The following is a 12,592-nucleotide window of genomic DNA, read 5'->3' on the forward strand; positions in this document are numbered from 1 at the left end:
AGGAGGAACGGTTGTGAAGACGGTACTGGCATTTAACGGAAGTCCGCGGGGAGCAAAGGGCAACACGGAAAAGATCCTTCAGCCCTTCCTTGAAGGAATGCGCGACGCGGGTGCGTCGGTGGAGACGTTGTACCTGAAGGACCTTGACATCAAGGAGTGCCGCGGGTGTTACAACTGCCACATGAAAACGCCGGGCCGATGCATCATGAGTGATGACATGGACTGGATCGGAGAGCGGATCAAGGCAGCCGACGTCCTTGTCTTCGCGACACCGCTCTATGTCTTTACCGTCAGCGCCCTGATGAAGCTGCTCATGGACCGGTTCATCATTTTCGGAGACCTCAAGCTCTCCTATACGGACGGCCTGACGGGCCATCCGCCCCGCGATCCCGACAAGAAATGGGAGTGGGTGCTTATTTCCAATGCCGGTTTTCCCGAACGGGAACATTTCACCGCTCTGGAGCTGACCTTTGAAAAGTTCGCCTGGGCCTTCGGTGGGGGAACGCACGCGTCCGTCGCCGCGCGGATACTGAAGGGAATGGGAGAAATTCTGACCGTCAAAAAACTGCTGCCTCAATTCGAGTGGTTTTTCCAGGCATGCAGGCAGGCAGGCCGCGAGGTCGCCGAACAGGGAAGGATCGCCCCGGAAACCCAGGAGATCCTTGACCGGCCGTTCATCGATCTCCCCGTCGAACAACTCGTCTCGATCCTCAATCAGAACATCGATAAGGCGCAGAAGCTCATCATGGGAAAAGGCTGACCGGCGGCGGCAACAGGGCCGCTCTTTCGGAAGTGCGAACAAAAGAGGGGATGGCCGCCACAGGCCATCCCCTTTCTGTTCATCCGCGATAGACCAATCCGTCAGGCGGCGGAGGCCCCTTTCCTCTTTTTATCCAGATCCCTCACTTCACGTCGCAGGATCTTTCCCACGGCGCTCTTGGGCAGTTCATCGATGAACTCTATGTCCTTGGGAACCTTGTAGGCCCCGAGGTTATCCTTGCAATGCCGGATGATTTCCTCGGCATCGGCCGTCTCCCCGGGCTTGAGGACGATATAGCATTTGACCGTCTCACCCCGGTACTCATGGGGAACACCGATAGTACAGGCCTCGAACACCTTGGGATGTTTGTAGAGAACATCGTCGATCTCCGCGGGGTAGATATTGTAGCCGCCGGCGATGATCATGTCCTTCATGCGATCGACGATTGACAGGTACCCCTCTTCATCCATGACACCCACATCACCCGTATGAAGCCACCCGTCCACGATCGTCTCCGCCGTTTCCTTCGGCTTCTTGTAATAGCCTTTCATGACCTGGGGGCCCCGGAAACAGATCTCGCCGCTTTCCCCGATGGACATATCCTTTCCGTCCTCTCCGACGATCCGGATATCGGTGTTGCACACGGGCAGGCCCACGGTCCCCACCTTGATCTTGCCGCCCCAGGGGGTCACCGTCGCCACGGGGCTCGTTTCCGTCTGGCCGTATATCTCGAGAATGGTCGAACCCGTCGCATCCTTCAACTGCCTGATGATCTCAACGGGCAGGGGCGCCGCACCGGAGAAAAACCCCTTGATGAAGGTCACGTCCTGATTCTTGAACTTCGGCTCTTTCAGCATACCCACGTAGATGGTGGGAACACCGCCGATGTACGTGGGCTTGTACTTGCTGATCATGTCGGCCAGCGCCTTGGGTTCCGGCCGGGGAATCAGCACGTTCGTCAGTCCCGTCCAGACGCAGAAGTTCTGACAGAGGTATCCCGCCGTGTGAAAGACGGGGAAGATGTACAGAAGGCTGTCCTTCCCGTCTTCGAGATCGTGGATCCAGTATCGCAACTGCTGGACGTTGCTCGAGCAGTTAGCATGGGTCAGCATCACCCCCTTGCTGACGCCGGTCGTGCCCCCCGTATAGACGAGGGCGGCAAGACCGTCCCATTCAGCCTGTATCTTCACCGTACTGTCAGGGTATTGTTTGATGAGTTCCGTGAATTCATATACCCCGGCCTGGGGTTCGACCTTCCTGAACATGTCCTTTTTGACGAAGGGGAAGAGCTGCTTCGCCGGAAAGGGGAGAAAATCGTTAATGTGGCAGGTGATGATCCGTTCTATTTTCGTCTTACCCTTCAAAGAAAGCGCCCGCGGCAGCAGAAGATCGAGGGTGATCAGCGTCGTGGAATCGGAATCGTTCAGTTGGTATTCAAGCTCCCGTTCCGTGTACAGGGGGTTGTTCATGACGGTGACGCCGCCGATCTTGTATGTTGCATAATTCGCGATCACCATCTGAGGAATATTGGGAAGGAGCATGGCCACCATGTCCCCTTTTTTCACTCCCAGACCGATGAGCGCATTGGCAAACCGGTTGACCAGGGAATTGAATTCACGGTACGTGATCTTTTTACCCATAAAGTTCAGGGTATTGACCGACGGGAACCGCTTCGCGTTCCTTTCGAGCACCTCGGCCATGGTGATCTTCTCAATGTCCGCCTCATAGGGCACACCGGGCACATAGGACTTGTGCCAGAACCGTTCGAATGCCATACACGTCCCTCCTTTTCAGATTATTTCCATGTTCGCGCGTGACGAAACCCCTCCGCCGTCCGGTCAGGGGCGTTTTTTGAGCTCCTGTTCCCGCAATTCCTTTCTGAGTATCTTCCCGACGGCGGATTTCGGAAGTTCATCAACAAATTCATAGAGTTTCGGGGCCTTGAAGGCGGCAAGCCGTTCCCTGCAGAAGGCATCCAGTTCTTCGGCGGTCAGGGTCTCCCCCGGTTTCACCACCACAAAGGCCTTTACCGTCTCACCCCGGTATTCATGGGGAACGCCGACGGTGCAGGCCTCGAGAACGCGAGGATGCTCATAGAGTATTTCATCGATCTCCCGGGGATAGATATTGTATCCGCCGGCGATGATCATGTCCTTTGTCCGATCCACGATATAGAGAAAACCGTCTTCATCGAGCTTTCCGATATCACCCGTGTGAAACCATCCGTTCCTGAGAGCGGTGTCGGTTTCCTCGGGCATATTGTAATAGCCGGCGCACATCTGAGGACCCCTGAAAACGATCTCACCCTCTTCACCGGGGGCCAGTTCCCGTTCTCCCGTTTCCAGATCGACGATCCGCATGTCCGTGTTGGGCAGGGCGACGCCGACGCTTCCCGGCTTGTGAAGTCCCCGCCAGGGCGTCATGTGGGTGATGCCCGTCGATTCCGTCATTCCGTACCCCTCGATAACGCCGATCTTCGCATCGGAAACTCCCTTGAGGGCCCCGATGGTTTCAACGGGCAGGGGCGCCGCACCGGAAAAGAAGGCCCTGATAAAGGACAGGTCCGCCGTCTTGAAGGCCGGGAGATTCAGTATGCCCGTATAGATGGTGGGAACGGCCAGGAATATGGAGGGTTTGTACTTGAGCGCCATGTCCAGCGCGATCTCCGGCTCGGGCCGGGGAACCAGTATGATCTCCCAGGCCCGGTACAGGCAGATGCACATGACGAGCAGGAACCCGGCCATGTGAAAGAAGGGGAACAGGGCTATCTCGCTTTCCTTGCCCTCCTCCATGTCAAAGAGCCAGGCCCCGACGATCTGCACGATCGATGAGATATTGCGATGTGAAATGATCGCTCCCTTTGATACCCCGGTGGTACCGCCCGTGTAAGGAATGATCGCGAGATCGTCAAGCTTCGGGTGTGCCGGTGCGTCGGTGCGTGAACTTCCCCGCATCAGATCCATGAACTGGTAGTATCCCGGACGTTTCCTGTAGGGCGCGTACATTCCCTTCTTGACGAAGGGAAACAGCTGCTTGACGGGAAAAGGAAGATAGTCGTTGATGTGTGCCGTTATGATCGTCTTCAGCCGTGTTTTCGTCTTGAGCGCCAGCATCCGTTCCGCCAGCAGGTCCAGAGTGATCAGGACCGACGCGCCGGACATGTTCAACTGGTGTTCTATTTCACGATCCGAGTAGAGAGGATTGACGGGAACCGCCGTCGCGCCCGCCCGCCATATGCCGAAATAAGCAATGGTGATCTGGGGCACGTTCGGCAGGAGCAGGGCCACCCGGTCCCCCGCACCGACACCGATGGCGCGAAGGGCGTGGGCGAAACGGTTCGACAGGGTATCAAGTTCGCGGAACGATATCCGCTTTCCCATAAATATCAGGGCTGTCTTTGAGGGATACTTCCCGGCGTTTCGGCTCAGGAACTCCGATATGGTGAGTTGCTCAAATTCCAGTTCCGGCGGGATTCCGGTGACATAGGCCCCATGCCATATCCTGTTGAATGCCATGATTCGACCTCCTGGCGGTTAGGTTCATTGCATCGCGTAATATGGCAATCAGCCATTGAACCGCGGTTCCCCGGATGAGTTCCGCTCACGTCCGCTCCACGTATACCGGGGATCACTCCGTCATCATTCATCGAACAGCAAGGGACGGTTCAGTGGCGTTTTCTATCGGTCCATGAAGACCGGCTTACGCTTTTCAATGAAGGCGGCGACCCCCTCCTTCTTGTCGGCACTCTCGGCCAGCCTTCCAAGAAGCGTCCGCTCCATCTTCAAGCCCTCGGCAAGGGGCATCTTCAGACCCTCGACGACGGCCGTGACGATCGCACGCACGGCCAGTTGGCCCTTTGAGGCGATCTTGCCGGCGAGCTTTCCCGCTTCTTCAAGAAGTGATGCATCGGGAACAACAGCGTTTACCAGGCCGATCTTTTCTGCTTCGGCCATGCCTATGAATGCGCCGGTCAGCATCAGCTCCATCGCTTTCGCGGAACCGAGAAGCCGCGCGCTTCTCTGGGTGCCGCCGAATCCGGGCAGGATCCCGAGCCGTACCTCGGGCAGCCCCATTTGCGCCGATTGAGCACCGATCCTGATATGGCAGGCGAGGGCCAGTTCAGTTCCACCACCAAGGGCCAGACCGTTGATTGCGGCAATGACAGGTTTCTGCGAATGTTCGATCAAATTGAGAATTGACTGGCCCCGCTCCGCCATAGATTCGGCTTCTGATGCCGTATTGATCTCCTGCATTTTCTTGATATCGGCACCGGCGATGAACGCCATGCCTTCACCGGTGATGATCACCACCTTGACCGCCGGGTCGTCCGCGATGTCACGCAGTGATCTTTCCAGATCATTGAGAACATCTTCATCAATGGCATTTAAGGGAGGGTTATCGATCTTGAGGATCGCAATACCTTTTTCATCTACATCATACCGGCATTTCATAACTGATCCTTTCACGGTTCCTTTGCATGATCCCGATACAGATGGATATGGAAACAAAAGGTGAAGCATGAAGTATAACTTTAAGCTACACTATCGCGTCTTCCGGCACCTGTCAAGAAAAATATGCGGAGGCCTTCATTCCTCATCCTCTTCCGGAACCAGTGCCGCCTGGTTCGCGGCGCCGAAGCGCAGGCCGGCCGATATCCCGCGATCCCGGCCGTGCACGATCGCTTCCTTATGATGTTGCGCTTCTCGGGCCGGTTGAAGATGAACCACGCAACCGGTCCTTCCCGCCGAATGATGAATATTTCCTGGTCTCCCATGGGGTCTCCTTTTCGACCGGTTTGTTTTACAGTCCTTCCATCCGGGCGAGAATTTCTCTCATGATCTCATCGGCACCGCCGCCTATCGACATGAGACGGGCGTCCTTGTAATAGCGTGACACGAGGGTTTCGTTCATGAATCCCATGCCGCCGTACATCTGCAGGCATCCGTCGGCGACACGCGAAATAAGCTGGCCGGCGATCAGCTTCCCCATGGACACCTCACGGGTCACATCGATACCCTCCATCTTCATCCTGACGACATGATAGGTGAGCTGCCGAAGCGCCTCGATCTCCGTCAGCCAGTCGACCAGCCGGTGTCTCAGGACCTGCCGGACGATCAGGGGTTTCCCGAACACGATCCGCTGTCTCAGGTAATCGACGGTCATGGCGATGATGTCCCCGGCGGCCACATAAAGGAAGGGAAGGGCTGAAAACCGCTCATGCTGAAACTGCTGCATCTGATAGATGAATCCCTCTCCCTCTTCTCCTACGAGATGCTCTCCGGGAACGCGGAGGTTGTCGAAGAACAGTTCGGCCGTATCGCTGCTCCTGAGACCCATCTTATCGAGCTTCTTGCTGACATGAAACCCGGGAAGATCGGTGGGAATTACAAAGAGACTGAAACAATGATGGCCCCGTTCATCGCTTGTCCGTGCCAGAAGAGTCAGAAAATCCGCCTGCGTGCCGTTCGTTATGAATGTCTTTGAACCATTTATCACATAGGAATCTCCATCTTTGACCGCCCGCGTCTTGAGCGCGGCAACATCGGACCCGGCATCGGGCTCCGTCACCGCGATGGCCGCCACGAGGTCGCCGGCGACGGCCCCTCGAAGGAACCTGTCCTTCAGATAGTCACTGCCGAACTGGGCGATGGCGGGTGTCGCCATGTTCGTCTGAACCGCTATGGCCGTGGGCACGCCGAATCCGTGAATATGTCCCAGTTCCTCCAGAAAGGCCGTTTCGAACCAGTAATCAAGACCCTGACCTCCATACTGTTCATCATAGCGGATGCCCAGCAGTCCGAGATCTCCCATTTTTTTGAACAGCTCATGGAGCGGGACCGTGCGCTCTTCCCACAGGTCCATACAGGGGTTTATCTCATTTTTCACGAAGTCATATACGGTGTTCCGAAGCATCTGGTGATCCTCATTGAAATAGAGCCGTGCTGCTGCATTTGATTGTGCCATCATCCGTGTCCCTCCTGTTCTCATGAAATGGTCGATACACCGGCAATACAACATCCGGCCGACGGAACATCCTCTTTCTTTCGTTACAAGAAATTCACGCGAACCGGCAACTTAAAGTATCACTCTAAGCTTTACGATAATTATACCACACCGGCCATCCTGTCAAGACAAGAAACGAGGCCCGGGGATGTGTCCTGCAAACCGGCAAAAACCCGGCAGGACGGCGGAAACGACCCCGGCTCCCGGGTTGCATGGAGGCATCCGGAACCTGTTTCGTCACTCCCTCCCGAAGAGAAGGAAAAGCGACAAAAACAGCTTGACAGGGATCCGGCAACCTTGTAATAAAGTCTAAAGCTGAACTTTAAGCTTTAGTATAACGAACAGGGCCTTTCTCAACGCATACCAAGGGGGTGTAAACATGAAACAGGAAGATTATGTGTGGGATTATCGCGATCCCTATGCGTGGATGGAGCGGGTCAGAGGGCACAATTTCCCGCCCATGATGATCACCTGCGCGGTCACCGGCGGTGTTCAGGGCAAGGAAATGAACGAAAACCTTCCCGAAAGCGTCGAGGAACAGGCGGATGCCGTTTACGAGGCCTACCAGGCCGGGGCGGTGTCTGTTCACCTGCACGCAAGAGATCCGCAAAATCTCTCCATGACCACGAACAATCCGGAACACTATTCACGGCTGAACACTCTCATTCGCGAACGTTGTCCGGACATCATCATCAATAACACAACCGGCGGCGGTCCCTGGCTTTCCACGGAAGAGCGCATGTGCTGCCTCTTCGCCGACCCGGCTCCGGACATGGCCAGTTTGAACCTGGGACCATTCATGCTCAAGGTCCCTCTGAAAGACCGGAAAGAACCCCTGCCGAATCCACGGCCCGGATTTCTTTTCGATCAGTGCATACCGACGAGCTACAGCGACGTTAATCTGTATGCGAAAACAATGCAGGAAAAAGGCATCAAGCCGGAAGTGGAACTGTATCACCCCGGGCAGTACTGGGTCCTTCTCGATCTGATGCGTGAGGGCACGATCGATCCGCCCTACATGATCCAGTTCGTCATGGGGTTCCAGACATCTTCCTTCCCGACGCCGGCGAATGTCCTCTCCCTGATAAACGAATTGCCTCCCCAGTCGATGTTCTCCCTCATCGGCGTGGGACCATTCCAGATCCCCATGAACGTCTTCTCCATTATGATGGGAGGTCATGTGCGGGTCGGCATGGAGGATAACCTGTATTTCCGCAAGGGGGAAAAATTGCAATCCAACGCCCAGTTGGTGGCCCGCATCAAAGGGATAGCGGAAGAGATGAACAGGACGGTGGCAACTGTGGCCCAGGCCCGGGAAATGCTGGGGCTTCCCCAGAAACCGTAAGTAACACGGCAACGGTTGCTCCGGTAAGATAAAGCCGTGGAACAACGAATGCAGGAGGAATGTTATGGATGTTGAAAACATGTACTATCACGGTCGTATCAACGTACCCTACAAGTGGTATGTCGGTGCCACAGGAAGCCGGTTCCTCGTCGGGCTGAGAGATGGAAAGGAATTCTGGGGTATCACGTGCCCGAAATGTGGAAAGGTATATGTGCCGCCACTGAAGACATGCCCGGAATGCTTCGTGCCGAACGAAGAGTGGGTACGGCTCGCGGATACGGGCACCGTTGAATCCTTCACGGTCGCCCATTACTCGAACGGTGTTTCTCCGTCGGACATCCCTTATGTCCTGGGTCTCATCAAGATGGACGGCGCCGACGGTTCATTTCTTCACTATATCGGAGATGCCGATCCCGCCGACGTGAAAGTGGGTATGCGGGTCAAGGCGGTCTTCGCCGATGAACGAACGGGGAACATCATGGATATCAAGCACTTCGCTCCGGTAAACGAATAAGGAGAGGGACTATGGAAAAGGTAGGTATTGTCGGTGTTGGTCAGACCATATACGAACGACGGAAAACAGACACCTTCGCGGAGCTTGTATTCGAAGCCTGCACCAGCGCCCTCGCCGATGCGGGGATCGGAATACAGGATATCGATAACGTGGTAACCGTCTCAAATGATTTCTGGGACGGACGGACGATTTCATCCATGGCCATTCAGGATGCCGCGGGCGCATGGGAAAAGGACGTATCGACCGTCGAGGGGGACGGCATTTTCGGCGCTCTCTACGGAATGATGCGAACCCTCTCCGGTTCCTTCGACACGACGCTCATCGTGTCACACGTGAAGGGATCGGAGGGAAACATGAACCTCATCACGAACGCCATGTTCGATCCCATCTATCAGCGGCACCTGGGGGTGGACGCCACGACATCGGCGGCCCTGCAGGCCCGGGCGTACATGGAAAAAACGGGGGCGACGGAAGAGGACTTCGCCAGGGTGTCGGTGAAAAATCACGGAAACGGCGTGAACAACCCCTTCGCCCAGATCCGGAAAAAGATCAGTCTTGAGGACGTTTTGAATTCTCGCAAGATATCAGAACCATTGAAACTTTATGACTGTTCCCCCATATCCGACGGCGCCGCGGCCATTGTTCTTTCCAATGAGAAGGGGCTGGCGAGATTCAAGAAGGACCCGGTATGGATACTTGGCGTGGGGCATTGTTCCGATTCCTATTCCCTGGGATATCGCGACCTGACGTTTCCCCGGGCATTGCAGGCCGCGGCGGGCAAAGCATTTGCGTCGGCAGGGATCAAAAACCCCTTGAAGGAACTCGACGTGGCGGAAATCGCCGATGCCTATTCCTATATGGAACTCATCTGGTACGAGGGTTTCGGTTTCGCCGCCGAAGGCGCGGGAGCGGACCTGATCCGCTCGGGCGCGACCGCAATGGACGGGGCACTGCCCGTAAACCCCTCCGGCGGGCTTCTGTCCGCCCATCCCGTTCTGGTGGCCGGTCTGGCGCGCATCGTCGAGGCGACGCTTCAACTCCGGGGCGAGGCGGGTGACAGGCAGGTTAAGGGGGCGAAAAAAGCCCTTGCACACGGAATCAACGGCCCCTGCGGACAATCACACGGGGTCTTTGTGTTGGGAGCATAAGGGAGGCTGATATGGGTAAGAGAGTAGCCGTTGTAGGTTTTGGACAGACGAAAGGACGAAGTTCCCGCAAAGACGTGAATGGACAGGAACTCATCAATGAAGCGGTTGTAACGGCGCTGCAGGATGCGGAACTGACAATCCGGGACATTGACGCCATCGTCATCGGAAATATGGATCATTTTGAGGGCATTAACTATGTCGACACCTGGAGTGTCGAGGGCGCGGGCGGCGTCATGAAGCCCATATTCAAGGTGACCACGGGTGGGACGACGGGAACGACCGTCGCCATGAGCGCCTATTATCATGTCGCCTCAGGCATGTTCGACCGGGTGCTCGCCATCGGCTGGGAAAAGAACTCCGAATCGGACACCACGGGCGCCATTATCACCGCCTTCGACCCCGTATGGGAACGGCCCAACCTGGGCGGAGCCGTCGCGGGACTGGCGATCGAGGCAAGCAAGTACATGAGCAACTACGGGGTCACCGAACGGGACGGGGCCCGTGTGGCGGTGCGGGAACGTCTCCACGCGCTGAACAACCCTTACGCCCACCTGCATCAGGAGTGGATGAAGGGTATCCCGGTGGATCAGCTGGTCGATCTGATAGTCGGGTCCGAGCAGAATGTCATGCTGGCGTATCCACTTCGGATGAGCGACATGTGCCCGCGGACGGACGGCGCCGCGGCGGCCGTCTTCGCGTCCGAAGATGTGGCCGAAAAGATCGCCCCGATCCCGGCCTGGGTCCTCTCCACGGTGAACAGGCATAATTTCGCTCTCGCCGGCGATGTGGACATGGACCGGAACACAACCATGGCAAAAGCCTCAAAAAAGGCCTTCGAGAAAGCGGGAATAAAGGAGCCTCTCAAAGAGATAGATGTCTGCGAGCTTTATCTTCCCTATTCATACGCCGGCCTCAAGTGGATGGAGGATTACGGCTTCTGTGAATACGGTGAAGGCCCGAAGCTGCTCTGGGACGGTGTCACCGACATGGACGGCGAGCTGCCGGTCAATCCTTCCGGCGGTGTCATGAGCTCTAATGCCATTGGCGCGACGGCGCTCATCCGCGTCGGTGAGGCGGCGACCCAGGTGATGGGCAAGGCGGGAACCCGGCAGGTGCCGAAGGATGTGAACATCGCCTTCGCAACGGGCTTCGGCGGTTGTTACTGGGCTGACGTAATGATCCTGGGCAGGCGGAAACCGGCCTGATCCTTTTTGAACGCGACGGAGGAACATCATGGAAAAAAATGAACAGAAGAAAAACGAACAGGAGCTTCTCACCGTAACGTCCGGTGACATGTTCCAGCCCTACGACTGGAGCGTCGGATTGTTCGGATCCAGATTTCTGGCCGAGCTCAGGGATAATAAGAAGATATACGGCATAAAATGTCCGAAGTGCGGAAAAGTGTACGTCCCGCCCCGCAAGATCTGCGGCAGTTGCTACGTGGCGATGGATGAATTCGTACCGTTATCCGATGAAGGTGAAGTGTATGTCTGCACGATCGTCCATTTCGGCTTCGTCGATCCCGAAACGGGCAAGCAGCGTCCTGTTCCATATGGATACGCCTTCATCAAGCTTGACGGCGCGGACACATGCCTCACCCATTTCGTCAACAGCACCGACCCGGAGAAGTTCAAGGTCGGCGCCCGGGTAAAGGCCGTCTTTGAAGAAAAACGAAAGGGCAGTATCGCCGATATCAAACACTTCGATATCATCGATTAGTCTGTTCCGCTGTATCATTGGGGAGGTTTACATGATTGAAGAACGGTTCAAGGAAATCGCCGAGATCGCCGTAACCAGTATCGAAGCGATCAAACGGACAGGGATCCGGGTCACCGACATGCAGGAAGGGTATGCCAAGATGCTCATGCCGCTGGAGGGAAACATCAACCATGTGGGCATGATGTATGCGGGGACGCTCTTCACCCTGGGTGAGTTCTGCGGAGGCATCATATACGGAGCCGCCTTCGATGTGAACAAGTACTACCCCATCGTAAAAGAGGTGACCATCAGGTTCCGCCGCCCGGTCCTTACGGATGCGACCATCGAGGTGTCACTCAACCGGGAGGAAGCCGAACGTATTCAGAAGGTCTGCGATGAGCAGGGCAAAAGCGACTTTGTCCTGAACCTGGAGATCAAGGATGCCGGCGGTACGGTCGTGGCCCTCGTCGACGGGACCTGGCAGATCAGGCAGATACCCAAGGAGATGGGAAACCCATTCAGGTAGACCGACGGCGGCGGGGTTTCCTTCCCGCGTCACAGGGAAAACAATGGCCGCAGTGTACGAATGAGCGGCGGGGACCGCAATCTGCAATCCCTGCCGTTCAGGGGGGTAATTCCGAAAAGGAGGGAACCATGGAAAAAATATGTTTTGAGGATTATCAACTCGACGAAGTGCTGGTCAGCCCGGGCCGGACCATCACGGAAGCCGACATTGTCATGTTCGCCGCCCTCACCGGTGACTGGCACCCCATTCACACGAACGTGGAGTACGCCAAAAAAACAATTTTCGGTGAGCGGATCGCCCACGGCATGCTGGGTCTGACCATCGGGTCGGCTCTCATATTCCGCCTCGGTCCCTATGTATTTACACCGAAGAAATTCATCGCCTTCTACGGAATGGACAAGATCCGTTTCACCGGTCCCATAAAGATCGGCGATACGATCCGGTGTGAAGCGAAGGTCGCCATCCTCAAGGAACGGGATGAAAAGACGGGCGTTATCGGCTACGAGGCAGCCATAAAAAATCAGCGCGACGAGAACTGTGTCGTTTTCTCACCGCGCATTCTTGTCGGCAGGCGGGACAACGATTGAAAAGGGGCTCT

General features: G+C 56.1%; 12 protein-coding genes. 8 read left to right on the forward strand and 4 right to left on the reverse strand.

The annotated features are described in order from the left end of the window. Nucleotides 1–13 precede the first annotated feature (13 nt). Nucleotides 14–760 carry a flavodoxin family protein gene (locus tag JXO48_08250; GenBank protein ID MBN2283868.1) on the forward strand — a complete coding sequence of 249 codons (747 nt, stop codon included), beginning with the start codon at nucleotides 14–16 and terminating at the stop codon, nucleotides 758–760. Between the two features lie 101 nt (nucleotides 761–861). Here the strand turns inward: JXO48_08250 and JXO48_08255 are convergent, their stop codons facing one another. From JXO48_08255 to JXO48_08270, 4 genes are all read right to left on the reverse strand, one after another. Next, nucleotides 862–2,535, reverse strand: coding sequence for a long-chain fatty acid--CoA ligase (locus JXO48_08255; protein ID MBN2283869.1), 1,674 nt, complete (start codon nucleotides 2,533–2,535; stop codon nucleotides 862–864). A 63-nt stretch (nucleotides 2,536–2,598) separates the two neighbouring features. Continuing rightward, nucleotides 2,599–4,275 carry a long-chain fatty acid--CoA ligase gene (locus tag JXO48_08260; GenBank protein ID MBN2283870.1) on the reverse strand — a complete coding sequence of 559 codons (1,677 nt, stop codon included), beginning with the start codon at nucleotides 4,273–4,275 and terminating at the stop codon, nucleotides 2,599–2,601. A 162-nt stretch (nucleotides 4,276–4,437) separates the two neighbouring features. Then, a complete protein-coding gene (locus tag JXO48_08265) occupies nucleotides 4,438–5,211 on the reverse strand; it encodes an enoyl-CoA hydratase/isomerase family protein (protein ID MBN2283871.1) in 774 nt (257 codons plus the stop codon). Nucleotides 5,212–5,560: 349 nt separating this feature from the next. Further along, nucleotides 5,561–6,724, reverse strand: a complete 1,164-nt coding sequence (locus JXO48_08270; GenBank protein ID MBN2283872.1) for an acyl-CoA dehydrogenase family protein — start codon at nucleotides 6,722–6,724, stop codon at nucleotides 5,561–5,563. Nucleotides 6,725–7,142: 418 nt separating this feature from the next. Here JXO48_08270 and JXO48_08275 point away from each other — a divergent pair, with 418 nt between their 5' ends. The 7 genes from JXO48_08275 to JXO48_08305 all read left to right on the forward strand — a co-directional run bounded on the left by JXO48_08275 (nucleotide 7,143) and on the right by JXO48_08305 (nucleotide 12,581). Beyond that, nucleotides 7,143–8,108 carry a 3-keto-5-aminohexanoate cleavage protein gene (locus JXO48_08275; protein ID MBN2283873.1) on the forward strand — a complete coding sequence of 322 codons (966 nt, stop codon included), beginning with the start codon at nucleotides 7,143–7,145 and terminating at the stop codon, nucleotides 8,106–8,108. Nucleotides 8,109–8,172: 64 nt separating this feature from the next. Continuing rightward, on the forward strand, nucleotides 8,173–8,622 hold the full coding sequence (locus JXO48_08280; protein MBN2283874.1) for a Zn-ribbon domain-containing OB-fold protein: 450 nt from the start codon (nucleotides 8,173–8,175) through the stop codon (nucleotides 8,620–8,622). Nucleotides 8,623–8,633: 11 nt separating this feature from the next. After that, nucleotides 8,634–9,770 carry a thiolase family protein gene (locus tag JXO48_08285; GenBank protein ID MBN2283875.1) on the forward strand — a complete coding sequence of 379 codons (1,137 nt, stop codon included), beginning with the start codon at nucleotides 8,634–8,636 and terminating at the stop codon, nucleotides 9,768–9,770. 11 nt (nucleotides 9,771–9,781) lie between these two features. Continuing rightward, complete coding sequence (locus JXO48_08290) at nucleotides 9,782–10,975, forward strand: thiolase family protein (GenBank protein ID MBN2283876.1); 1,194 nt, start codon at nucleotides 9,782–9,784, stop codon at nucleotides 10,973–10,975. Between the two features lie 28 nt (nucleotides 10,976–11,003). Next, nucleotides 11,004–11,489: a Zn-ribbon domain-containing OB-fold protein gene (locus tag JXO48_08295; protein ID MBN2283877.1), complete on the forward strand. Its 486-nt coding sequence runs from the start codon at nucleotides 11,004–11,006 to the stop codon at nucleotides 11,487–11,489. Nucleotides 11,490–11,520: 31 nt separating this feature from the next. Beyond that, on the forward strand, nucleotides 11,521–11,994 hold the full coding sequence (locus tag JXO48_08300; GenBank protein MBN2283878.1) for a YiiD C-terminal domain-containing protein: 474 nt from the start codon (nucleotides 11,521–11,523) through the stop codon (nucleotides 11,992–11,994). Nucleotides 11,995–12,122: 128 nt separating this feature from the next. Beyond that, nucleotides 12,123–12,581 (forward strand): MaoC family dehydratase N-terminal domain-containing protein, encoded by a 459-nt coding sequence (locus JXO48_08305; GenBank protein ID MBN2283879.1) that lies wholly within the window; start codon nucleotides 12,123–12,125, stop codon nucleotides 12,579–12,581. Nucleotides 12,582–12,592: the final 11 nt, after the last annotated feature.

The organism is Deltaproteobacteria bacterium, from assembly GCA_016933965.1.
Taxonomy (GTDB): Bacteria; Desulfobacterota; Syntrophia; order Syntrophales; family UBA2210; genus JAFGTS01.

Coding starts and splice junctions, on each gene's coding strand:
- JXO48_08300 (MBN2283878.1), top strand. CDS start 11,521: ATGATTGAAGAACGGTTCAAGGAAATCGCCGAGATCGCCGTAACCAGT.
- JXO48_08255 (MBN2283869.1), bottom strand. CDS start 2,535: ATGGCATTCGAACGGTTCTGGCACAAGTCCTATGTGCCCGGTGTGCCC.
- JXO48_08290 (MBN2283876.1), top strand. CDS start 9,782: ATGGGTAAGAGAGTAGCCGTTGTAGGTTTTGGACAGACGAAAGGACGA.
- JXO48_08260 (MBN2283870.1), bottom strand. CDS start 4,275: ATGGCATTCAACAGGATATGGCATGGGGCCTATGTCACCGGAATCCCG.
- JXO48_08285 (MBN2283875.1), top strand. CDS start 8,634: ATGGAAAAGGTAGGTATTGTCGGTGTTGGTCAGACCATATACGAACGA.
- JXO48_08305 (MBN2283879.1), top strand. CDS start 12,123: ATGGAAAAAATATGTTTTGAGGATTATCAACTCGACGAAGTGCTGGTC.
- JXO48_08280 (MBN2283874.1), top strand. CDS start 8,173: ATGGATGTTGAAAACATGTACTATCACGGTCGTATCAACGTACCCTAC.
- JXO48_08270 (MBN2283872.1), bottom strand. CDS start 6,724: ATGGCACAATCAAATGCAGCAGCACGGCTCTATTTCAATGAGGATCAC.
- JXO48_08265 (MBN2283871.1), bottom strand. CDS start 5,211: ATGAAATGCCGGTATGATGTAGATGAAAAAGGTATTGCGATCCTCAAG.
- JXO48_08275 (MBN2283873.1), top strand. CDS start 7,143: ATGAAACAGGAAGATTATGTGTGGGATTATCGCGATCCCTATGCGTGG.
- JXO48_08295 (MBN2283877.1), top strand. CDS start 11,004: ATGGAAAAAAATGAACAGAAGAAAAACGAACAGGAGCTTCTCACCGTA.